Genomic DNA, 21,417 nt, shown 5'->3' on the forward strand with positions numbered 1-21,417 from the left:
CTCTCTCTTGCTCGCTGCGCCAAGACTAGAACACGTTCTCGTTTTTGTCGAGAACGCCCTGCGCCAGGGCACTGTTGATCCCTGCCCTGCGGCCGGAAAACACGCAGTCGGCCAGGGACAACCCGCTCACGTAGGACCTGGAACAGATTCCCACCGCGGTGCGGCCGGCGGCGTACAGCCCGGGGATGGACTCCCCCGCCGCGCTCCGCACCGCGCCGGTGTCCTCGTCGACGACCAGGCCGCCGAGGGTCAGCATCGGCGTCGGGTACCCCAGGTTGGGCCGCACCGAGATGTCGATGAGCGAGAACGGCGGGTTCTCCAGCCGCCGCCGGAACTCGTCGGGCTTGCCGACCGGATCCGAAGCGCCGTGATAGGCCTCGACGCTCGCACGCAACCCCTGCGGATCGACGCCGGCCTTGCGCGCGGCCTCTTCGACCGTCGCGCCGATCACGCGGCCGCGCCGCAGCAGGTAGCGCAACTGGAGCCATTGGAACCACTGGCTTTGCTTCCGGCCGTCCCGTCGCGCCTCGGCGACGATCGGCGCGTCGACGAGCAGCCAGCCCTTGCTCTCGTGCTCTTCGATGAGCTTCTCGCCGACGGCGGCGCCGTACCGGGACTCGTCGATCACCCGCCGGCCCCCCGCGTCGACGATGATCCCGCCGAGGAACGCGCTGGGCGGCGTCACGAACCGCCACGCCGAGATCCGGCCCAGCTCGCCGGTCGCACCCCCGGCCTCGACGCCGAGCCGGATGCCCGACCCGTTGTCGGCGGACGTGCCGAGGGCGAGCCCGCCGCGGTACTTCGGTGCGTGTTCGCGCACCATCTCGCGGTTCGCGATGAACCCGCCGGCCGCGAGCACGACGCCGCGCCGGGCGGTGATCCGCAGCTCACGCCCGTGCGCGCGCTCGAAGCGTTCGACGCGCCGGTGCAGCGACTTGCGCAGCGAGGGCACGTAGATTCCGGGCTTGGCGGCGTACCGCGCGAGCCGCCGGTGCCGGGCTCGGACCCGCGCGGGCGCGTCGCTCAGCGAGTCGGCGACGAGCCCGGTGACGCGGCCGTCTTCCTGGATCAGGCTGCGGACGTGCGTTTGGGTCAGCACCCGGATCCCGCGCTCGCACACCGCCGCCGCGAGCCGGGTCATCAGCGTCTTTCCCGAGGTCCCGGGACCCTTGACGCGGTGACCGCGCGGGGCCGGCTTCGCCGCGTCGCGGAATCCGCCCGCGGCCTCGCTGCCGGAGTAGTACAGGTAGTGGTCGTCGCTGGGGTACGACGTCTTGTACGGGCAGAGGCTGCCTTCGAACGGCACGCCGTTGCCCTCCAGCCAGGTGATCATCTCGCGGCTGCCTTCGCAGAACCGCCGCAGCGTCGCTTCGGAGACGACGTCCCCGGCCTCGAGCCGCAGGTAGGCGTACATCGCGTCGACGGAGTCGTCGACGCCCGCGTCGAATTGCTGGGCGGTGCCGCCACCCGCGTAGACCACGCCGCCGCTGACCGCGCTCGCGCCGCCACCGGCGAACCGTTCGACGATGATGACCTCGGCGCCCGCGTCGGCCGCTTCGAGGGCGGCGCAGGCGCCGGCCGCCCCGAACCCCACGATGACCACGTCCGCGAAGAGCTCGTCCATGGTCGGTACCCTAGAACTGAAACACGTTCTCGTCTATGGTGACCGAAAGCGGCTCTCAACTGGTTACTCGTTACGTGGAACACGTTATAGTGAGGTGGCATGACGGAGCAGTTCGACGTCGTGGTCGTCGGCAGTGGCGCCGCCGGGATGACCGCCGCGCTGGCCGCGGCTCACCACGGGCTCAGCGTCGTCGTCCTCGAGAAGGCGGCCTGCTTCGGCGGCTCGACCGCCCGCTCCGGTGGCGGGGTCTGGCTGCCGGGCAACCACGCGCTGCGCGCCGCCGGGATCGACGAACCGCCCGAGCGGGCGCGCGAGTACCTGGCCTCGATCGTCGGCGACGTCGTCCCGGCCGTCCGGCGCGACACCTTCCTCGACCACGGCCCCGAAGTGCTGAAGTTCGTCTGCGACCACACCCCGCTGAAGTTCCGGTGGGTCCGCGACTACAGCGACTACCACCCCGAAGCCCCCGGCGGGCGGCCCGGCGGCCGGTCGGTCGAGCCGCGGGCCTTCGACGGCAAGCTGCTCGGCGCCGAGCTGGCCCACCTAGAACCGCCCTACAGCGCTCCCCCGCTCGGCGTGCCGATCACCCAGGCCGACTACCGCTGGCTGAGCCTGCTCGCGCGGCACCCGCGCGGCGCCGTCCGGATGCTGTCGCTCGGTGTCCAGTGGCTGGTCGGGAAGCTGCGCGGGCAGCGGCTGCTGAGCATGGGGCAAGCGCTTGCGGCCGGCCTGCGGGCGGGCCTGACCAGCGCGGGGGTCGACGTCCGGCTGACCACGCCGCTGGTCGACCTCCAGGTCGAAGGCGACCGCGTCACCGGCGTCGTCACCGCGGACGGCGTCGTCGAGGCCCGGCGCGGCGTGATCCTCGCCAGCGGCGGCTTCGAGCAGAACCTCGAGATGCGCGAGAAGTACCAGCGCGCGCCGATCGGCATCGACTGGACCGTCGGCGCGGCCGCCAACACCGGCGACGGCATCACCGCCGGCCTCAAGCTCGGCGCCGCCCTCGACCTGATGGACGACGCCTGGTGGGGGCCGTCGCTCCCGCTGACCGGCGGGCCGTGGTTCGCGCTCGCCGAGCGGTCGCGGCCGCGCTCGATCATGGTGGACGCCCGCGGCGAGCGGTTCGTCAACGAGTCCGCGCCGTACGTGGAGGCCGTGCACGCGATGTACGGCGCCGGCGACGGGCCCGGCGAGCACATCCCGACCTGGCTCGTGTTCGACCAGCGCTACAAGGACCGGTACATGTTCACCGGCGTCGGGCCGCGCCAGCCGCTGCCCGGCCGCTGGTTCAAGGCCGGGATCGCGGTGAAGTCGGGCTCGCTGGCCGGGCTGGCCGCGAAGATGGACGTCCCGGCTTCCGCGTTGGAGGCGACCGTCGAACGCTTCAACGGCTTCGCGCGCAACGGCGTCGACGAGGACTTCCAGCGCGGGGTCAGCAAGTACGACCACTACTACGGCGACCCGCGCAACAAACCCAACCCCAGCCTCGGCCCGCTGGACAAAGCGCCGTACTACGCGGTGAAGATCGTGCCGGGCGACCTCGGCACCAAGGGCGGGCTGCGGACCGACGAACAAGCACGAGTCCTGCGCGAAGACGGCTCGGTCGTGCCGGGCCTCTACGCCGCGGGCAACGTCAGCGCGGCCGTGATGGGCCGGACGTACGCCGGGCCCGGCGCGACCATCGGCCCGGCCATGGTGTTCGGCTACCTTGCGGCGACGCGGCTGGCGCACGAAGATCAAGGGACCACGGGAGGCGAGCGATGACGCAGGAGTCAGTACGCACGATCTACGCCGGTGAGCCGCCGACCCGGTTCGCGCGCGGCTGGCACTGCCTCGGCCTGGCCGAGCGGTTCCGCGACGGGAAACCCCACGCCATCACGGCGTTCGGCACGAAGCTCGTCGTGTTCGCCGACTCGAAGGGCGAGCTGAACGTCCTGGACGGCTACTGCCGGCACATGGGCGGGGACCTCACCCAGGGCAGCGTCAAGGGCGACGAAGTCGCGTGCCCGTTCCACGACTGGCGCTGGAACGGCAAGGGCAAGTGCGTCTCGATCCCCTACGCCAAGCGGGTTCCGCTGCGCGCGCGGACGCGGTCGTGGACGGTGTCGGAGCAGAACGGCCAGCTGATGGTATGGCACGACCCGGAAGGCAACCCGCCGCCGGCGGAACTGGCCATCCCGCGGATCGAAGCCGCCGACAGCGCCGAGTGGAGCAACTGGACCTGGGACGAGATCTTCATCGACGGCTCGAACTGCCGGGAGATCATCGACAACGTCGTCGACATGGCCCACTTCTTCTACATCCACTACGCCTACCCGACGTACTTCAAGAACGTCTTCGAAGGGCACATCGCGACGCAGTACCTCAACACCAAGGGCCGCCCGGACATGGGCATGGCGTCGAACTACGGCGGCGAGGACAACCTGCTGCGCTCGGAGGCGTCGTACTTCGGGCCGTCCTACATGATCAACAAGCTGGTGAACTCGTTCCAGGGCTACGAGATCGAGAGCGTGCTCATCAACTGCCACTACCCCGTGACGCCGACGTCGTTCGTGTTGCAGTACGGCATGAAGGTCAAGAAGCAGCACGGCCTCACCGACGAGCACGCGGACAAGATCGCGGCGAAGCTGGCCCGCGGGATCGGCGCCGGGTTCCTGCAGGACGTCGAGATCTGGAAGCACAAGACGCAGATCGACAACCCGCTGCTGTGCGAAGAGGACGGTCCCGTCTACCAGCTTCGCCGGTGGTACCAGCAGTTCTACGTCGACGCGGCCGACGTCACCGAGGACATGACCCGGCGCTTCGAGTTCGAAGTGGACACTTCGAAGGCCAACGAGGCGTGGGCGGCCGAGGTGGCGGAGAACCTGGCCCGGCAGAAGACCGAGGCGGAAGTGTGACCACCGCCGAGCAGACCGAGTTCCTGTCGGGCGGGCTGCGGCCGCACGAGTGCCGCAGCTGCGGGACGTGCGTGCTGGTGAAGAAGAACAGCATCCAGCACACGAGCATCCAGTGGACGTCCCGGCCCGCCGAGACGTGCCCGGTGTTCGCGGACGCGGACGGACCGTCGGCGCTGCTCGACACGTGCCCGAAGCTGGCGGACAGCATCGGCGACGCGGTCCGGGAGGGCTCGCTGGCGGTGGCCGATGGGTGAGCGGGTCTACACGCTGACCGTCGCCGACGTCGTCGTCGAGACGCCGGACGCGCGGTCGGTGGTCTTCGAGATCCCACCCGAGCACGCTGCGGCGTTTTCCTACACGGCCGGGCAGTTCTTGACGTTGAAGATCCCCAGCGACCGGACCGGTTCGGTGGCGCGGTGCTACTCGCTGTCGAGCGCGCCGCACGAGAACCGCGTGCAGGTGACGGTCAAGCGCACCGACGGCGGGTACGGGTCGAGCTGGGTGTGCTCGTCGCTCCGCCCGGGGATGACCGTGGACGTGCTGGCGCCGGCGGGGGTGTTCTGCCCGACGTCGGCGGACGAGGACTTCCTGCTCTTCGCCGGCGGCAGCGGCATCACGCCGGTGATGGCGATCCTCAAGACGGCGCTGGAAACCGGGTCCGGCCGGGTCGTGCTGGTTTACGCGAACCGGGACGAGAATTCGGTGATCTTCGCGGGCGAGCTGGCGTCGCTGGCGAAGCGGTACGGCGACCGGCTGGTCGTCGTGCACTGGCTGGAGAGCGTGCAGGGCTTGCCGGACGTCTCGCAGCTGCGTGGGCTGGCTTCGGCGTACACCTCGCACGAAGCTTTCCTGTGCGGGCCGGCACCGTTCATGGCCGCCGTGCGGGAGGCGCTCGGGCAGCTCGGCGTGCCGCGCGATCGGGTGCACGTCGAGAAGTTCACGTCGCTGACCGGGAACCCGTTCGAATCCAGTGCGCCGGAGCCCGAAGCCGAATCCGACGAAGCGCCCGCGTCGCTGACGGTGTCCCTGGACGGCGAGACGCGGTCGATGGCGTGGCCGCGGCAGCGGAAGCTCCTGGACCACCTGCTGGAGGCGGGCCTGGACGCGCCCTACTCGTGCCGCGAGGGACAATGCAGTGCGTGCGCGTGCCGGATCACCTCGGGTGAGGTGAAGATGCTGCACAACGAGGTCCTGGACGCCGAGGACATCGCGGACGGCATCGTGCTGGCCTGCCAGTCGCTGCCGGTCACCGACGACGTCTCGATCAGCTACGAATAGGAGCACCCGCGTGCCCATCGATCCCGCGGTCGCGATCGGCGCCGAGATCGGCGAGGTGAACTTCGCCTGGACGTCGTCGGACGTGCTGCTCTACCACCTCGCGCTGGGGGCCGGCCCGGACGAGCTGCGCTACACCTACGAGCAGGACCTGGTGGTGCTGCCGACGTTCGCGACGGTCGCGGCGAACCTGCGGGTGTTCGACCCGCCGGCGGTGTCGTTCCCCGGCGTCGAGATCGACCTGGCGAAGGTGCTGCACGGCAAGCAGGAGATCACCCTGCACCGGCCGATCCCGACGTCGGGCAAGGCGGTGGCCCGCTCGCGGATCGCCGACGTGTACGACAAGGGCAAGGCCGCGGTGGTGATCCAGGAGGTTTCGGTCACGTCGTCGTCGGGCGATCCACTGTGGACGGCCCGGTCGAGCATCTTCGCCCGCGGCGAGGGTGGTTTCGGCGGTTCGCGGGGGCCGTCGGACCGGATTTCGTTTCCTTCGACGGAGCCGGACTTCGTGTTCGAGACGCCGACGCTGCCGCAGCAGGCGCTGCTGTACCGGCTGTGCGGCGACCGGAACCCGCTGCACGCGGACCCGGCGTTCGCCCGGGCGGCCGGGTTCGACCGGCCGATCCTGCACGGGCTGTGCACGTACGGGATCGTGGCGCGGGTGCTGGTGAACGAGCTCCTCGACGGCGACCCGGCGCGGGTGGCGTCGTTCTCGACGAAGTTCGCCGGGGTGGTGTTCCCGGGCGAGACGCTCCGGACGCGGGTGTGGCGTTCGCCCGATCGGCTGCTGGTGACGACGTCGGCGGCGGAGCGCGACGACGCGCCGGTCCTGGCGGACACGGTGCTGGTGCCCACTTCGTGAGACCGTCCTGGCCGGAGCCCGCTACCGTGGAGGGGTGACTTCCGAATACTTCGTGGTGCGGGGAACGGTCGAGCACGGCGACGAGCGAGGCCGTGAGCTGGGCTTCCCCACGGCGAACATCGCCCTGCGCGACCAGGCCGGCTCGATCGGCGACGGAGTGTGGGCAGGCTGGGTACTTCGCGAGGACGGAACGAGCCTCCCGGCGGCGATCTCGGTCGGCCGCCGCCCGACGTACTACGGAGCGGACGGGTACCGGCTGCTGGAGGCCCACATACTGGACTTCTCGGGCGATTTGTACGACGAGACGCTCGTGGTGTGGCTGGGGTCGCATTTGCGGGAGCAACAGAAGTATTCGTCGGCGGAGGACTTGATCACGGCGCTGAAGAACGACATCGCGGCGGCAACCCAGTGGACGACGGCGCACCCGGCGGCTTCGCTCCCGGCGGCTTCGCTCCCGGCCGTCGGCGAGAGCCCGCTGGGCGAGGTCCGGCGCATCGAAGGCTGAGGTCCCCCCGCCGGTCCCGCGCACGCCAAGCGAAGGGCGCCTGCGGGAGATCCAGTTCGGCGAGCGAGCGGCCCCGGCAACGCCGGGCCGCCGTCTTGAATGACTCATTCAAGACATTTGGCCTCGTGCAGGCGGGCGTCCGCCGAGCGAGGTCGAGTTCCGCGAGCGGCCCGGCGCAGCCGGGCCGCAGTAGCCGCGCAGCCGGGCCGCAGTCGCCGGCCCTGGCCGGTCCCTGTAGTGAATGACTCATTCCTGTCGTCTGGCGACAGGAATGAGTCATTCATGTCATCCGGACCCCAGTCAGAGAGCCGCGGCCAGGAGCATGTAACCCATCCCCGCCCCCATCGCCGCCCGGCAGACCGCGCGCGAAGCCTGCCCGGCCCGCGCCGGCGCGACTCCGCCACCGGCGCCGGCAGCAGCGCTCGCCGCTACTCCGCCACCCGCAGCAGCGCTCGCCGCTACTCCGCCACCAGCAGCAGCGCTTGCCGCGACTCCGCCACCGGCAGCAGCGCTCGCCGCTACTCCGGCACCGGCTACCGCTTCGGGCACCGCCGCCACCGCACCGCGGACCACCCCCACCCCCGACCAGGCCGCGTCCACCACGAAATACCCCGCCGCGACCACCGCGACCACCGGCAACGCCAACCCCGAGTCCATTGTGGACATCGTCAGCCAAGGGCCGTGGTCCATGCCGCCGTGGGGCATCGCCGTCACCATGTAGAACATCGCCGCCGCCGAGAGTGCGTGGTCAGCGCAGCCTGATCGGTGCCCTCGCCACCACGCCGCCGCGAACCAGCCCGCCGTCAACGCCAGGACCGCCTGCCAGCCCGCCGCCGGGATCGGGCCGCCCGCCGGGGACAGCATCGCCACCATCGCCACCACCAGCAGCAGCTCCGCCAGGTCGCCGTGGCGGACCGCCGGGCCCAAGCGGGCGTAGTCGAGGCGGACCAGCCGCAGCACACACGGCAACGCCAGCGCCGCGAACGCCGCCGTCAGCGCCCAGCCCATCGTCAACCCGCGAACCGTGCGCCGGGCATCCGCAAGTCACACATCCGGGGCCTCACTCTGCGTCGTCGGGTGGTCATTCCACCGTGACACCCCGCCGAGGCACGCACCAGCCGTCAATGAGGTGAAGCCCGTTGACCCACAAGAGCGACGGCCGGCTACGCCCCGCTCGTCAGGACGAGCCCGCTGGTCGGCACCCCGGTCCCCGCCGTCACCAGCACCCGCGACGCGCCGGCGACCTGGTTGGCCGCCGTGCCGCGCAGCTGGCGGACGCCCTCGGCGATGCCGTTCATGCCGTGGATGTACGCCTCGCCGAGCTGCCCTCCGTGCGGGTTGAGCGGCAGCGCGCCGTCGAGTTCCAGCGTGCCGTCGGCGATGAAGTCCTTCGCCTCGCCGCGGCCGCAGAAACCCAGTTCCTCCAGCTGCATCAGCACGTACGGCGTGAAGTGGTCGTAGAGCACCGCGACGTCCACATCGGACGGTCCGAGCCCGGACTGAGCCCACAGCTGCCGCCCGACGACGCCCATCTCCGGCAGCGCGGCCAGGTCGTCGCGGTAGTAGCTGGTCATCACGTACTGGTCCGGCCCGCTCCCCTGCGCCGCCGCCGCGATCACCGCCGGCGGCTGCGCCAGCTCACGAGCCCGCGCAAGACTCGTCACGACCAGCGCGACCCCGCCGTCGCTCTCCTGGCAGCAGTCGAGCAGGTGCAGCGGCTCCGCCACCCAGCGCGACGCCTGGTGCTCCTCCAGGGTGATCGGCCGTTCGTGGAACCACGCGTTCGGGTTGGTCGCCGCGTGCTTGCGGTCGAGCACCGCGATCCGGCCGAAGTCCTCGCTCGTCGCGCCGTAGTCGTGCAGGTACCGCCGCGCCACCATGGCCACGGTGGCCGCCGGGGTCGCGATGCCCATCGGGTAGTGGAACGCGTTGTCCACACCGGACGAATTGACCTGCCCGGCCGCGGCCGACGACACCTGCCCGAACCGCATCCCCGAACGCTCGTTGAACGCCCGGTACGCGACGACGACGTCCGCGACGCCGGTCGCCACCGCCATCGCGGCCTGCTGCACGGTCGCCGCCGCCGCGCCGCCGCCGTAGTGGATGCGGCTGAAGAACTTCAGCTCCGGGATACCGAGTTCGCGCGCCACCGCGATCTCCGCGTTGCCGTCCATGGTGAACGACACCAGTCCGTCCACATCGGACGGCGTGAGACCCGCGTCCGCCAGTGCGTGCGAGATGCATTCGGCCGCCAGCCGCAGTTCGCTGCGCCCGGAGTCCTTCGAGAACTCCGTGGCGCCGATCCCCACGATGGCCGCCCGGCCCGAGAGCGTCACGGCAGCGTCACCTCCACCGTCCCGGCGACGTGCTCACCGATACTGTCCACTCCGGACACCGATACGACGACATCTTGGCCGGAAGCCGAAACCACCCGTCCGGTGAACGTCAGCGTGTCGTAGGCGTAGCAGGGAACACCGAGCCGGATCTTGATCGACCGGATCAGCGCATCCGGCCCGGCCCAGTCCGACACGAACCGCTGCACCAGGCCGGTGTCGGTGAGGATGTTGAGGAAGATGTCCTTCGAGCCGCGTTCGACCGCGGCGTCGCGGTCGTGGTGCACGTCCTGGAAGTCGCGGGTGGCCAGCGCCGTGCTCACGACGAACGTCGGCGTCGCCTCGATCGTCAGCGGCGGCAGCTCGGTCCCTTCGGTGACGGTCATCGGGCGACCTTCCACGCGGGCAGCGTCAGGTTTTCGTCGACCCGGACGAACGCCGCCACCACCGGAAGTCCGATGTGGACCTCTTCCGGCGCCGCGTCCAGCAGCTCGGCCATCACCCGGACTCCTTCTTCCAGTTCCACCAGGGCCACGACGAACGGCAGCTCCTTGCCCGGCACGGGCGGGTGGTGGTGCACGACGTAGGAGAACACGGTCCCGCGGCCGCTCGCGACGATGTAGTCCGGCTTCGCGTCGAGCGCGCCGTCCGGCGGCATCGGCCCCGGCGGGTGCCGCAGCGTCTCACCCCAGCGCTGGATCCGCAGTTCGCCCTGGCGGAGACCTTCCCAGAAGAACTCGGTGTCCTTGCTGATCACCGGGCGCAGCACCGGAGCCGGTGGCGGCTTCGGTGCGGGTGGCCGGAACTTCAGCACCCGGAACATCATCTCCGCGACGGCTTCCCCGTCGACGTACCAGGTCATCCGCGTGGTGACGAACCAGCCCTCGCCGAGCGCGGTCCTCTTCGGACCGACGACGTCCTCCAGCCGGGTCCGCGCCTCGACCTGCTCGCCCGGACGCAGGTAACGGTGATAGGTCTGCTCCGAGTTCGTCGCGACGACCGAGGTGAACCCGGCTTCGTCGAGCAACTCCATCATCAAACCCAGGGGGTCGTCGCTGCCCCGCGGGACGTTCAGGCCACCCATCGTCCACACCTGCGCCATCGCCGGCGGCGCGACGAGTCCCTTGTGGACGCTCCGGGCGGCGAACTCCGGGTCGGTGTAGACGGGGTTGGTGTCCCCGATCGCTTCGACCCAGTTGTTCACCATGGCCTGGTTCACGGGGTCGCGCGCCAGGCGCGGCGCGCACTCCCCGCGAGCCGCGATCTCCTCGGCGGTCGTCAAGATGTCGGTCATCGCGGCACCCTCGGCAGGCCCAGGCCGATCGAAGCGATCAGCTCCCGTTGGATTTCGCTGACCCCGCCACCGAAGGTCAGCACGATGTTGCGCTTGGCGCAGACGTCCAGCCACTCCGCCAGCTCGGCGGTGTCCGGATCGGCCAGGTCGCCGTGGCGTGCCACCAGTTCTTCGAGGTTCCGGCCGATCCGCTGGATGACCTCGGAGCTGAAGACCTTGGTCGCCGAGGCGTCCGCGACGGCCACTGGCGCGCTCGCGGAGGACACCGCGACCTGCCAGTTCAGCAGCTCGTTCACCCGCGTCACCGCCATGGCGTCGGCCAGCACGGCCCGGACGTCGGCGAGGTCGAGCAGGCCGTGGGCGGCGGCCCAGGCGCGCACGCGGTCGTACAGCCCGCCGATCCGCCCGGCCGGGCCGAGCATGACGCGCTCGTGGTTGAGCTGCGTCGTGATCAGCCGCCAGCCCTCGTTCTCCTTGCCCACCAAGCGGTTCACCGGCACGCGAACGTCCGAATAGTACGTCGCGTTGACGTGGTGGGCGCCGTCGCAGGTGATGATCGGCGTCCACGAATAGCCGGGATCGCTCGTATCCAGGATGAGGATCGAGATGCCCTTGTGCCGCGGCGCGTCGGGCGCGGTCCGGACGGCGAGCCAGATGTAGTCGGCGTCGTGGCCGCCGGTGGTGAAGATCTTCTGGCCGTTGACGACGTAGTCGTCGCCGTCGCGCACCGCGGTCGTCCGCAGCGCCGCGAGGTCGGTGCCCGCTTCCGGTTCGGTGTACCCGATCGCGAAGTGGATTTCCCCGGCCAGGATCTTGGGGAGGAAGAAGGCTTTCTGCTCGTCGGTGCCGAACTGCTGCAGCGTCGGCCCGACGGTCTGCAGCGTCACCGACGGCAGCTGGACGTCGGCGCGCACGGCCTCGTCGACGAACAAGTGCTGTTCGATCTCGCCGAAGCCCTGCCCGCCGTACTCGACCGGCCAGCCGACGCCGAGCCGGCCGTCGCGGCCCATCCGGCGGACGATCTCGCGGAACACCGGCCCGTGCCGCTCGCGACGCATCGCCTGGCGTTCTTCGGGGCTGATCAGCCCGGCGAAGTACGCGCGCAGTTCGGCGCGCAGGTCCTTCTGCGCCGCGGTCAGTTCGACGTGCATCCGCTCACCCCGCCACTCGTTCGCCGAGCTTGCCGAGCCGGTGCGCGGCGCCGCCGAGCGCCCGGCCGAGATCCTTGACCTGCGACGAATACCGGTGCAGCGGATAGGTTTCGTCGACGCCGACGCCGCCGTGCAGGTGGTGGCAGGTCGCGAGGGCCGCCGGCGCCTGCGTCGCGAGCCAGTACGCGGCGACGTCGAGTTCGGCGTCCGCCTCGAGGCCGGCCGCCAGCCGCCACACCGCGGACGTCACGGCCAGGTGGACGGTCCGCGCGGCCACGTAGACGTCGGCGATCTGGCCCGCCACCGCCTGGAAGGTCGCCAGCGGCCGGCCGAACTGCGTGCGCTCGCCCACGTGCTTCACCGTCAGGGCCAGTGCGCCGGCCAGGAGCCCGTCCCCGACCGCGAGCGCGCCGGCGAGCGCGAACCGGTGCAGCGCGGCGACGGCGCCGCGGTCGAACAGCAGGTCGGTCTCCTCGACGGCGACGTCGTCCAGGCGCACGGTGCACTCCGGCGTCCCCGCCGACGTGGGTGTCGGGACGAGCGTGACGCCGTCGGCGCCGCCGTCCACGAGGTAGACCGCGGTGCCGTGCGGCGTCGACACGGGCGTGAGGATCCGGGTCGCTTCGGCGGCATACGGAACGGCGGTCTTGACGCCGCTGAGCAGCCACTTCCCGCCGGCCGCCCGCGCGGTCGTGGCGGGCTCGCCGGCGAGCGGGGCGGACGGCTCGTTCAGGGCCGCGGTGAGCAGCGCCTCCCCCGCGGCGACCGGCGGGAGGAACTCCGCGCGCTGTGCCGGGGTGCCGAGCGTCTCGATCGGCAGGACGCCCAGGGCCAGCGTGGCGTAGGCGGGCACCGGCGCGGCGGCGCGGCCGACTTCGGTGAGGACCTGCGCGACCTCGGCGACACCCAGGCCGTCGCCCTCCAGGTCCGGGGGCAGCGCGAGGGCCAGCAGGCCCGAAGACGCGAGCGCGCGCCAGGGATCCTCTTCCGCACCGAGCACTTTGGCGGCGAGGGCGGCGATCTCCGTCTGCGTATCGTCAAGGGTGAAGTCCACGCCCGTCCCTCCGGGTTCGGCGCAATACTGAAACCTGTTCTAGTCTTAACCGGAAAGGGTCGGTACGGCAACCCCCGGCGGAGGACCTGGATGGCGGTGACCGAACGCGGCGGCGCGCGCCGCCGGTTGATCACCGTGCCGCCGACCGCCGGCGTGCCCGACCCGGTCCCGCTCGACCTGCCGGGGCGCGGCCGGACCGTCGTCACCGACGTCGGGCCGCGCGACGCGCCCGCGTTCGTCCTGCTGCACTCGGTGGCCTGCACGGGCCTGCTGACCTGGTATCCCGCCCTCGACCGGCTGGCGCGCGACCACCGCGTCGTCGTGTTCGACCAGCGCTGGCACGGCCGCGGCATCCGGTCGCCGGAGTTCCGGCTCGCCGACTGCGCCGAGGACGTCGTCGCCGTCGCGGACGCGCTCGGCATCGGCCGGTTCGCGCTCGCCGGGTACTCGATGGGCGGGATGGTGGCCCAGCTGGTCGCCCGCGCGGAACCAGAACGTGTTACCGGATTGGTCCTCTGCTCGACCGCGAGCAACTTCCGCCGCGGGCTGCGCCAGCGCGTCGCCCTCGACGTGTTCGGCCGGACGCTGCGGCAGCTGCGCGAGCGCGTCAAGCTCCCGGTGGCGCCCGGGGCACCGCCGCGGCGCGTCGAGGACTACCGGTGGGGCCTGCGGGAGTTCCGGTCGACCACGCCGTGGGAGATCGCAGTCGCCGTCGACGAGATCGGCCGGTTCGACTCGACGCCGTGGCTGCCGGCGCTGCGGCTGCCCGCGGCCGTCGTCGTGACCACGAAGGACCGGTTCATCTCCCCCGACCACCAGCGGTCGCTGGCCCGCCGGATCCCGGGCGCGGCGACGTACGAGGTCGCGGCCGGGCACGCCGCCTGCGTCCTGGCCGCCGACCGCTGGGTGCCCGCTCTGCTCGCCGCCGTCCACTCCCTGTGAGGAAGGAACCCCGATGGGACGCTTCAGCCTGCCCGACGAGAAACCCGGCGGCCTCGACTCGCCCGTGACGGCCAAAGTCATGAAGTACGGCGCGAAAGCGCAGGTGGCGGTCTTCCGGCTGACCGGCGGGCGCGTCGGTAGCACGTGGCGGGTCGGCGCCGGCTTCCGCAAGCCGGTGCCGACGCTGCTGCTGGAGCACCGCGGGCGCAAGTCCGGCCGGCTGTTCACCACGCCGCTGCTGTACCTGCGCTCCGGCGAGGACGTCGTCATCGTCGGTTCGCAGGGCGGCCTGCCGAAGCACCCGCAGTGGTACCGCAACCTGCTGGCGCACCCCGAAACCCGCATCCACCTCAAAGGACGGCGGAACGTCGACGTCACGGCGCGCGTGGCCGGTCCGGACGAACGCGCGGTCCTGTGGCCGCGGCTGGTCGAGCTCTATGCCGACTTCGCGAAGTACCAGGCGTGGACCGACCGGGAGATCCCGGTCGTCGTCCTCAGCCCGCGGCCTTGAGCAGCTCGGCCAGTGCGTCCGGGAGCGCGTCGGCCAGCGGCCAGAGGTCCTTGACGAGCTCCCGCGCGCCGAGCAGGCCGACGTGCACCTTGCCGGCGTTGGACAGCACCGTGACGTTCAGCCCGGCGCCGTGGAAGACCGGGCCGAGCGGGTAGAAGCCGGTGATCCGCGCGCCGAGCAGGTAGAGCGGCATCGGCGGGCCGGGCACGTTGGAGACGACCAGGTTGTGCACCACCGGGTGCTTTTCGGCCAGGCGCAGCGCCGAGTACGCGCGCACGGCGAGGCCGAACATCGTGGCCGCGGAGAACTGCGCCCAGTCCTGCAGCATGTCGGCGTCGATGTCGTGGTGGTGATCCTTGGACAGCCGGTTGGCCTCGGCCAGGAAGAACACGCGCGCGGCCGGGTCGTCGAGGTGCGTCGGCAGCGAGGCGAAGAACGCCGACACCTTGTTGCTGCCGTGGTCGCGTTCGGTCCGGTCGTGCACCGAGACCGGGACGGTCGCGACCAGCGGGTCTTCGGGCAGTTCGCCGCGCCCTTCGAGGAAGTCGCGCAGCGCCCCGGCGACGAGGGCGAGCACGACGTCGTTCACCGTGACGCCGAACGCGTTCTTGACCGCCTTGACGTCGTCGAGGTCGAGCTGGGCGAAGGCGACGCAGCGGTGGCCGGTGATCGTGCCGTTCAGCGACGTCCGCGGCGCGGTGAAGGGGACCGGCATCCCCTTGCCGCGCAACGCTTTGCCGAGCCAGCGCGGGACGAGCCCGAGCAGGTCGGGCAGCAGCCGGGCGACCTCGGCGGGGCGCCGGGCGATGCTCTCGACGCCGGTGCGGAGCAGCTGCACCGGCGACGGCAGCGCGGGGTTGCGGGGCGCCTCGACGTCCGGCATCGGCGCGTCGGGCTCGAGCCCGGCCAGGTAGGTGATCAGGCTGGCGCCGCTCACGCCGTCGACGCTCGCGTGGTGCATCTTCAGCAGCACCGCGAGCTGGCCGTCGGCCAGGCCTTCGATGACGTACAGCTGCCAGAGCGGGTGCGCGCGGTCGAGCTGCTGGCCGGCGATGTGCGCGCAGAGCTCGGCCAGTTCGGCGCGGTCGCCGGGGGCCGGGACGCCGATGCGGTGCACGTGGTGGTCGAGGTCGAAGTCCTCGTCTTCGATCCACACGGGATGCCCGACGTTCCAGACCGGATTGTGCAGTTTGCGGCGGAACGCCGGGATCACCCGGACCCGCCGGTCCAGTTCGTCCTTCAGCTTGGCGAAGGTGTAGCCGCCGGGGACGGTCGAGCCGTCGAGGACGAGCAGCCCGCAGACGTGCAGGACCTGGGACGACGTCTCGAGGTACAGGAAGCTCGCGTCGAGGCCGCTCAGTCTCTGCATGGCGATCAGCGTAAGCCACTTCCGACGCGCGGCGCGTCACCCTACTCGCCGGTATCATCACGCTGGTGCAGCCGAATTTCCTGATCCGTCGCGCGGTCCAGCTCGGCCTCACGGCGAACGCGCTCCGGCCGTTGCGAGCCCGCTCCACGACGATCCCGGCGTTCTTCGCGGGGTGGCTCACCAGCGAGCTGGCGCCCCAGTTCCTGGCGCTCACGGCGGCGGATTCGCTGGCCCACGTGGCCCGCCACGGCGTCCGCGACCGGTCGACGCAGGCGGGGCTCGCGATGGCGGCGGCGTCCGCGGCCGGCCTCGCCGCGCTGGTCCGGACGGGCCACGGCGCCCGCGAGGAGATCGAGTCGGCGCTGACCGAGGCGCTGGGCGAGGACTACGCGCAGGAGCTGGGCCGCTCGGACCTCGGGCTGCCGTGGGGCGAGCTGGCGCTGCCGTTCCGGATGGGCGCGCCGGACGTGCGCGTCGACCGCAACATCGCGTACGCCCCGGGCGGGAAGCGGTTCCTGCTGGACGTGTACCGCCCTGCTGAGCCGGTGACGGGTGCCCCGGTGCTGCTGCAGGTCCACGGCGGTGCGTGGGTGATCGGCAACAAGGAGGAGCAGGGCCGGCCGCTGATGCGCTACCTGGCCCGCCGCGGCTGGGTGTGCGTGGCGATCAACTACCCGCTGTCGCCGACGCACCGCTGGCCGGCGCACATCGTGGCGGCGAAGCAGGCGCTGGCGTGGATCCGGTCTTCGATCTCCGACTACGGAGGCGACCCCGGCTTCGTCGCCGTGACGGGCGGTTCGGCGGGCGGGCACTTGTCGGCGTTGCTGGCGTTGTCCCAGAACGACCCGGCGCTGCAGCCGTCGTTCGAGGACGTGGACACGAGTGTTCAGGCGTGCGTACCGCACTACGGGGTGTACGACTTCGCGGCGACGTCGGGATCGCGGGCGAGCCAGTACCGGTTGGAGAGCCTGATCGCGCGTCGCGTGTTCGCGGCGGATCGGGATCCGGTCCGGCATTTGGACGACTACGTGGCGGCGTCGCCGTTGGACCGGATTTCTTCCGAGGCACCACCGTTTTTCGTGATCCACGGACGGGACGATTCGCTGGTGCCGGTGCGCGAGGCGCGCGAGTTCGTGCGGCGGTTGCGGGAGAAGTCGCGTCAGCCGGTGGCTTATGCCGAGTTGGCGGGGGCGCAGCACGCGTTCGACGTGTTCACTTCGGTGCGTTCGGCCCACGTCGTCCGGGGAGTGGCGCGGTTCTTGGATTTCACCTACAACGCTTGGAAAGCCGAGAACCGGTAGAAGCCGACTTCGCCCGCCGATCAGTAGGCCAGGTCGACCGGGCTTGCCGATGGCGGGCCGTCGAGGCGCCATTCCGTGCCCGCCCGGATGAAGCGGTACCAGCGGGCGTCACGGCCGTAGCGCAGCTGTAGCTCTCCTTGCGTTAGGCGGTTGCGCCACACCTTCGGCTTTCCCGGCAGACCCGCGTCGGTCAGGACTGCCTGGGCTTCGGCCAATGGGCCTGGGCCCGGTTGCCACGTCTCGCGCACGACCGCCAAGCCCGCGCGGCCGGCTTCGCGCCACGCCTCCGCCCAGAGGACCAGATCTCGCGCCGGCACCTCGGCCGCGGTGGCCAGCGCGGTGAAGTCCGAGCCGGAGCGGCTCGCCGCCCGGCGGGCAAGGTCCTCCTCGAACGTCAGCTGGGTTGCCGTCGCGCCGGTGACCAGGAGGTCGCGGGCCAGCGAGGCCGCGTCCGCCGCCAGGCCGGAGAGCGCCGCCGCCGTCCAGCCGGTGCTCGGGGGTGGGTCGAGGTCCAGGACCGCCGGTGGCCCGGCCATCCGCGGCGGTGGGGGCAACGCCGGGATCGCGCCCGGACGGCGTGCGTAGGCCGCGCGGGGTGTCAGACCCTCGTCGACGCGCTTCGGCAGCTTGGGTTTCTCGCCGCGCGCCGGGGAGCGGCGGGCCCGCAGCTCGGCCAGGACGTCGGCCCGCGGGCGGCCGCGCAGCAGGAACAGCGTGAACGGGTCGCGGTCCACCTCGTCGGCGACCAGGTAGTACACCGCGGCGACGTGCTTGCACGGGTTCGCCGAGTCCGGGCACGAGCACCGCGGCCGCAGGTCGCCCGGGCCGGGCAGCAGGTCGGCGCCCGCCTCGCGCGCCTGCTCGGCCAGGGCGGCCGGCAGTTCGCCGTCGAGCAACGCGGCCGCGTGGCCGAGCTGGGTGCCGACCACGCCGAGCAGGGTGTCCCACTCGCCGTCGGTGAAGGTGCGCATCGTGATGGTCACCTTGTACGGCTGCGGCCGGCTGCCGCGCACGCGCGCCGTCATCTCGCCGGCGCCGAAGTGCAGCTCGCTGACCGTGCCCTTGCGCGCGTACGTCCGCCCGCGCGGCAGCCGGTTCGGGTCGAGCTTGGCGCGTTGCTCCAGGGCGTCGACCCAGGCGCGGCCCCACCACGTCGTGCCGAAATTGCGCCGCGGCGGCATCACCCGCTCCCGAGGCGGACGAGGTCGGCGAGCTCGTCGTCGGAGAGTTCGGTGATCCAGTCCTCCCCCGCGCCGACGATCGACTCCGCCAGCCCGCGCTTCTTTTCCAGCACCTGCGCGATCCGCTCTTCGAGGGTGCCCTCGGCGATCAGCCGGTGCACCTGGACCGGCCGGTCCTGGCCGATGCGGTACGCGCGGTCGGTGGCCTGGTCCTCGACCGCCGGGTTCCACCAGCGGTCGTAGTGGATGACGTGGGTCGCGCGGGTCAGGTTGAGCCCGACGCCGCCCGCCTTGAGCGAGAGCAGGAAGACCGGGATTTCGCCGGCCTGGAACCGGTCGACCATGTCCTGGCGTTTCGCGGGCGAGCTTTCGCCGGAGAGCAGCTCGGTGGGCAGGCCGCGTTCGCTGAGGCGGCGTTCGAGGAGCCGGCAGAGCTGGACGTACTGGCTGAAGACGAGGACGCTCTCGCCCTCGTCGAGGATGACGTCCACCAGTTCTTCGAACGCGGCGAGCTTGCCGGACCGGCCGGTGAGCGCGCCGTGCGGTTCCTTGAGGAACTGCGCGGGGTGGTTGCAGATCTGCTTGAGCTCGGTGAGCAGCTGCAGGACCTGCCCGCGCCGTTTGATGCCCTGCGTCTCGCGGATTTCGGCCAGGTTTTCGCGGACGACGGCTTCGTAGAGCGTGGTCTGCTCGGCGGTGAGCGGGACGAACCGGTCGGTCTCGGTCTTGGGCGGCAGTTCCGGGGCGATGTCCGGGTCGGACTTGCGCCGCCGCAGCAGGAACGGCCGCACGGTGGCGGCGAGCCGTTCGGTGACGGCCTTGTCCCGGTCACGTTCGATCGGGCGCGCGACCGTGCGGCGGAAGCGGTCGAGCGGGCCGAGCAGGCCGGGGGTGGTCCAGTCCACAATGGACCACAGTTCGGTGAGCCGGTTTTCGACGGGGGTGCCGGTGAGGGCGACCTTGGCGCGGGCGGGGATCTTGCGGAGCTCCTTGGCGGTGGCGGAGAGCGGGTTCTTGACGTGCTGCGCTTCATCGGCGGCGACGAGCCCCCAGTCCACTTCGGACAGTGTCTCGCGGTCGCGCCGGAGAACACCGTAGGTGGCGAGGACGACCTCGTGGGGGGCGAGGTCGTCGAGGTGGCGGCTGCCGCCGTGGAACCGGCGGACGGGGATGTCGGGGGCGAAGCGGGCGAACTCGCGCTCCCAGTTGCCGAGGAGGGAGGTCGGGCAGAGCACGAGAGTGGGGCCGGCGGTGGTCGGGGTGGCAGTGGGGTCGGCTTCGGTGGAGCCGGGATGGCTGCCGGCGCGCGGCTCGGCAAGCCCCGCCGCGGCTTCGACACGGCGAAGTTGGCCATCGACTCCAGGCTCGGCAAGGCCTGCAGCGCCGGGATGGCCGGCGGTGGTCGGGGTGGTAGTGGGGTCGGCCTCGGCGGGGGCTTCGGTGGAGCCGGGGTGGCTGCCGGCGCGGAGGTCGGCGGGGCTCGAAGCGGCTTCGGCCAGTGGAGGACGGCCGCTGCCGGCAGCCCCGGGATCGGCCGAGCCGGGGTGGCTGCCCAAGCTGGGCTCAGCCGCCTCCAGCGGGCCGGGGTGGCCGCCGGCCCCAAGCTCAGCCGCCAGGGCTCGGCGGTGCAGGTGCAGCGCGATCAGCTGGATCGTCTTGCCCAGACCCATGTCGTCGGCCAGGCACGCGCCCAACCCGAGGCCCGTCATCGTGGCCAGCCACGCCACCCCCGCCTGCTGGTACGGCCGCAACGTCGCCCTCAGCCCCGGCGGTGGGGCCACCTCGGCCGTAGCCCGGTCGCGGATCCGGGCCACCAGGTCACCCAGCACCGGCGGGGCCGTGAACTCCACGCGCTCGCCGTCGAGTTCCAGCTCGCCCGTCAACGCCGCCGCCAGGGCCTCGCCCGCCTCCAGCTTGCGTGCGCGCCCGCGGACCTTGGCCAGCAGCTGCGGATCCACCCGCACCCACTGCCCGCGCAACCGGACCAACGGCCGCTTCGCTTCGGCCAGCGCCGCGACCTCGGATGGCGTCAGCTGCTCGCCGCCCAGACTGAGCTGCCAACGGAACTCCAGCAGGCTCCGCAGCGCGAACTCCGCCTCCGTCACGCTCGCCGGGGCCTGGGTCGCGCTCGCCTTCGCCTTCACCTCGCCCGCGAACAGGCCCTTCGACCACAGCACCTCGATGCCCGCGCCGCCCAGGTCGCGGGCGCCGTCGGTGAGGAGGTCGACCACCTCGTCGTCGGACAGCTCCAACGACGCCGGCGCCGGCTGGGACAGCACCCGCTCCAGGGGCGCCCACGCCCGCGCGCCGCGGCGGAGGCCCAGCAGCAGCTGCGTCTCCACCTGGTCGCCGAGGCGGCTCAGCACCGCGTCCGGGGCGTCCCACAGCGTCGAGGCCTCCACCACCAAGCTCGGCTCCGCCATGCTCCGGACCGCCAGCACCCCGGCGAACGATTCGTCGTCCAGGCCCTCGACCCGCAGCAGCACCTGGACACCCCGCGGTTCACGGGCCTCCAGCTCGGCCAGCCAAGCCGCGCCGTCCGGGCCGAGCAGGGCCGGTTCGCGGGCCGCGAACGCCGGGTCGCCCGCGCCGACCGGGGCCGCCGGGCTGCGGGCCAGCAGGTCGGCCGTCGCGTCCCAGAGCGCGCGGACCAGGGAATCCGGTGAGTGCAGGCGGATGCGTTTCAGCCCCGTCAACGGCAGCGCGTACGCCTCCGGTGGCAACGCACCGGCCAAGCCGCGCAGCAGCTCCTCGTCGGCCGCGTCCAACGGGCCGATCCGCCACGCCGCCGCCCCGGCCGGGGAGACGGCGGGCCGCAGCCGGCCGCGCGCGACGAGGTTCACCCCCGCGTTGACCGCCGCCGACCACGCCGCGACCGCCGGGCTCGCCTCCTCCCCCACCGACAGGAGCCGGGGCAGGGCGCGCTCGAGCGGCACCAGCTCCGCCTCGACCTTCGTCCGCGCGAACCGGGCGCCCCGGGGCAGCACGAGCTCGATCGTGGTCCCGCCGGCCACGTCGTCGCCCCACAAGGCCAGCACGCCTTCCCGCGGGGGATCCGCGGGAAGGTAGGTGGCCCGGGTGTCTGCGCTGAACTCCACGACGGCAACGCTAGAACACA

Annotated in this window: 18 protein-coding genes and 1 pseudogene; 9 read left to right on the top strand and 10 right to left on the bottom strand. The window is 71.9% G+C overall.

Annotation, left to right across the window (positions count from 1 at the left end):
• Positions 1-25 precede the first annotated feature (25 nt).
• A complete protein-coding gene (locus tag ACERZO_RS30510; RefSeq protein ID WP_372668352.1) occupies positions 26-1,624 on the bottom strand; it encodes an FAD-binding protein in 1,599 nt (532 codons plus the stop codon).
• 99 nt (positions 1,625-1,723) lie between these two features.
• On the opposite strand from ACERZO_RS30510, the gene kstD reads away from it, so the two are divergent.
• The 6 genes from kstD to ACERZO_RS30540 are packed head-to-tail and all read left to right on the top strand — an operon-like array spanning position 1,724 to position 7,163.
• The gene (gene kstD / locus ACERZO_RS30515; protein ID WP_372668354.1) at positions 1,724-3,388 is read left to right on the top strand and encodes a 3-oxosteroid 1-dehydrogenase; all 1,665 of its coding nucleotides are present in this window, start codon (positions 1,724-1,726) and stop codon (positions 3,386-3,388) included.
• Positions 3,385-4,521, top strand: a complete 1,137-nt coding sequence (locus tag ACERZO_RS30520; RefSeq protein ID WP_372668356.1) for a Rieske 2Fe-2S domain-containing protein — start codon at positions 3,385-3,387, stop codon at positions 4,519-4,521. The genes kstD and ACERZO_RS30520 overlap by 4 nt, the downstream gene beginning before the upstream one ends.
• Positions 4,518-4,775 (top strand): hypothetical protein, encoded by a 258-nt coding sequence (locus tag ACERZO_RS30525; protein WP_086674992.1) that lies wholly within the window; start codon positions 4,518-4,520, stop codon positions 4,773-4,775. The genes ACERZO_RS30520 and ACERZO_RS30525 overlap by 4 nt, the downstream gene beginning before the upstream one ends.
• Positions 4,768-5,799, top strand: coding sequence for a 2Fe-2S iron-sulfur cluster-binding protein (locus ACERZO_RS30530; protein WP_372668358.1), 1,032 nt, complete (start codon positions 4,768-4,770; stop codon positions 5,797-5,799). The genes ACERZO_RS30525 and ACERZO_RS30530 overlap by 8 nt, the downstream gene beginning before the upstream one ends.
• A gap of 10 nt (positions 5,800-5,809) precedes the next feature.
• Positions 5,810-6,658 (top strand): MaoC/PaaZ C-terminal domain-containing protein, encoded by an 849-nt coding sequence (locus tag ACERZO_RS30535; protein ID WP_372668360.1) that lies wholly within the window; start codon positions 5,810-5,812, stop codon positions 6,656-6,658.
• A 34-nt stretch (positions 6,659-6,692) separates the two neighbouring features.
• Positions 6,693-7,163, top strand: coding sequence for a riboflavin kinase (locus ACERZO_RS30540; protein WP_372668362.1), 471 nt, complete (start codon positions 6,693-6,695; stop codon positions 7,161-7,163).
• 522 nt (positions 7,164-7,685) lie between these two features.
• Here ACERZO_RS30540 and ACERZO_RS30545 read toward each other — a convergent pair.
• The 6 genes and pseudogenes from ACERZO_RS30545 to ACERZO_RS30570 all read right to left on the bottom strand — a co-directional run.
• Positions 7,686-8,171 (bottom strand): annotated as a pseudogene (locus tag ACERZO_RS30545) (DUF5134 domain-containing protein); the annotation flags it as partial.
• 155 nt (positions 8,172-8,326) lie between these two features.
• Positions 8,327-9,499, bottom strand: coding sequence for a lipid-transfer protein (locus ACERZO_RS30550; protein ID WP_372668364.1), 1,173 nt, complete (start codon positions 9,497-9,499; stop codon positions 8,327-8,329).
• The gene (locus tag ACERZO_RS30555) at positions 9,496-9,882 is read right to left on the bottom strand and encodes a MaoC family dehydratase (RefSeq protein WP_372668366.1); all 387 of its coding nucleotides are present in this window, start codon (positions 9,880-9,882) and stop codon (positions 9,496-9,498) included. Before ACERZO_RS30555 ends, ACERZO_RS30550 begins: the two co-directional genes overlap by 4 nt.
• A complete protein-coding gene (locus tag ACERZO_RS30560; protein WP_372668367.1) occupies positions 9,879-10,790 on the bottom strand; it encodes a bifunctional MaoC family dehydratase N-terminal/OB-fold nucleic acid binding domain-containing protein in 912 nt (303 codons plus the stop codon). The genes ACERZO_RS30555 and ACERZO_RS30560 overlap by 4 nt, the downstream gene beginning before the upstream one ends.
• Positions 10,787-11,941, bottom strand: coding sequence for an acyl-CoA dehydrogenase family protein (locus ACERZO_RS30565; protein WP_372668369.1), 1,155 nt, complete (start codon positions 11,939-11,941; stop codon positions 10,787-10,789). The genes ACERZO_RS30560 and ACERZO_RS30565 overlap by 4 nt, the downstream gene beginning before the upstream one ends.
• A gap of 4 nt (positions 11,942-11,945) precedes the next feature.
• Positions 11,946-12,995 carry an acyl-CoA dehydrogenase family protein gene (locus tag ACERZO_RS30570; RefSeq protein WP_372668371.1) on the bottom strand — a complete coding sequence of 350 codons (1,050 nt, stop codon included), beginning with the start codon at positions 12,993-12,995 and terminating at the stop codon, positions 11,946-11,948.
• A 90-nt stretch (positions 12,996-13,085) separates the two neighbouring features.
• Between ACERZO_RS30570 and ACERZO_RS30575 the strand changes: the two genes are divergently transcribed.
• Together ACERZO_RS30575 and ACERZO_RS30580 are read left to right on the top strand one after the other, a co-directional pair.
• On the top strand, positions 13,086-13,937 hold the full coding sequence (locus ACERZO_RS30575) for an alpha/beta fold hydrolase (RefSeq protein ID WP_372668372.1): 852 nt from the start codon (positions 13,086-13,088) through the stop codon (positions 13,935-13,937).
• Between the two features lie 13 nt (positions 13,938-13,950).
• Positions 13,951-14,448, top strand: coding sequence for a nitroreductase family deazaflavin-dependent oxidoreductase (locus ACERZO_RS30580; protein WP_372668374.1), 498 nt, complete (start codon positions 13,951-13,953; stop codon positions 14,446-14,448).
• On the opposite strand, the gene ACERZO_RS30585 is transcribed toward ACERZO_RS30580, so the two are convergent.
• A complete protein-coding gene (locus ACERZO_RS30585) occupies positions 14,432-15,817 on the bottom strand; it encodes a WS/DGAT/MGAT family O-acyltransferase (RefSeq protein ID WP_372668376.1) in 1,386 nt (461 codons plus the stop codon). The two genes, ACERZO_RS30580 and ACERZO_RS30585, sit on opposite strands and share 17 nt — an antisense overlap.
• A 65-nt stretch (positions 15,818-15,882) precedes the next feature.
• Between ACERZO_RS30585 and ACERZO_RS30590 the strand changes: the two genes are divergently transcribed.
• Positions 15,883-17,118, top strand: a complete 1,236-nt coding sequence (locus ACERZO_RS30590; protein ID WP_372668377.1) for an alpha/beta hydrolase — start codon at positions 15,883-15,885, stop codon at positions 17,116-17,118.
• A 20-nt stretch (positions 17,119-17,138) separates the two neighbouring features.
• On the opposite strand, the gene ACERZO_RS30595 is transcribed toward ACERZO_RS30590, so the two are convergent.
• A complete protein-coding gene (locus ACERZO_RS30595) occupies positions 17,139-18,299 on the bottom strand; it encodes an SWIM zinc finger family protein (RefSeq protein ID WP_372668379.1) in 1,161 nt (386 codons plus the stop codon).
• Positions 18,299-21,397 carry a DEAD/DEAH box helicase gene (locus ACERZO_RS30600; RefSeq protein ID WP_372668381.1) on the bottom strand — a complete coding sequence of 1,033 codons (3,099 nt, stop codon included), beginning with the start codon at positions 21,395-21,397 and terminating at the stop codon, positions 18,299-18,301. The genes ACERZO_RS30595 and ACERZO_RS30600 overlap by 1 nt, the downstream gene beginning before the upstream one ends.
• Positions 21,398-21,417: the final 20 nt, after the last annotated feature.

The sequence above is a fragment of the Amycolatopsis kentuckyensis genome (genome assembly GCF_041679295.1).
GTDB lineage: Bacteria > Actinomycetota > Actinomycetes > Mycobacteriales > Pseudonocardiaceae > Amycolatopsis > Amycolatopsis kentuckyensis_A.

Coding starts and splice junctions, on each gene's coding strand:
- ACERZO_RS30510 (WP_372668352.1), bottom strand. CDS start 1,624: ATGGACGAGCTCTTCGCGGACGTGGTCATCGTGGGGTTCGGGGCGGCC.
- kstD (WP_372668354.1), top strand. CDS start 1,724: ATGACGGAGCAGTTCGACGTCGTGGTCGTCGGCAGTGGCGCCGCCGGG.
- ACERZO_RS30520 (WP_372668356.1), top strand. CDS start 3,385: ATGACGCAGGAGTCAGTACGCACGATCTACGCCGGTGAGCCGCCGACC.
- ACERZO_RS30530 (WP_372668358.1), top strand. CDS start 4,768: ATGGGTGAGCGGGTCTACACGCTGACCGTCGCCGACGTCGTCGTCGAG.
- ACERZO_RS30555 (WP_372668366.1), bottom strand. CDS start 9,882: ATGACCGTCACCGAAGGGACCGAGCTGCCGCCGCTGACGATCGAGGCG.
- ACERZO_RS30560 (WP_372668367.1), bottom strand. CDS start 10,790: ATGACCGACATCTTGACGACCGCCGAGGAGATCGCGGCTCGCGGGGAG.
- ACERZO_RS30565 (WP_372668369.1), bottom strand. CDS start 11,941: ATGCACGTCGAACTGACCGCGGCGCAGAAGGACCTGCGCGCCGAACTG.
- ACERZO_RS30575 (WP_372668372.1), top strand. CDS start 13,086: ATGGCGGTGACCGAACGCGGCGGCGCGCGCCGCCGGTTGATCACCGTG.
- ACERZO_RS30580 (WP_372668374.1), top strand. CDS start 13,951: ATGGGACGCTTCAGCCTGCCCGACGAGAAACCCGGCGGCCTCGACTCG.
- ACERZO_RS30585 (WP_372668376.1), bottom strand. CDS start 15,817: ATGCAGAGACTGAGCGGCCTCGACGCGAGCTTCCTGTACCTCGAGACG.
- ACERZO_RS30595 (WP_372668379.1), bottom strand. CDS start 18,299: ATGCCGCCGCGGCGCAATTTCGGCACGACGTGGTGGGGCCGCGCCTGG.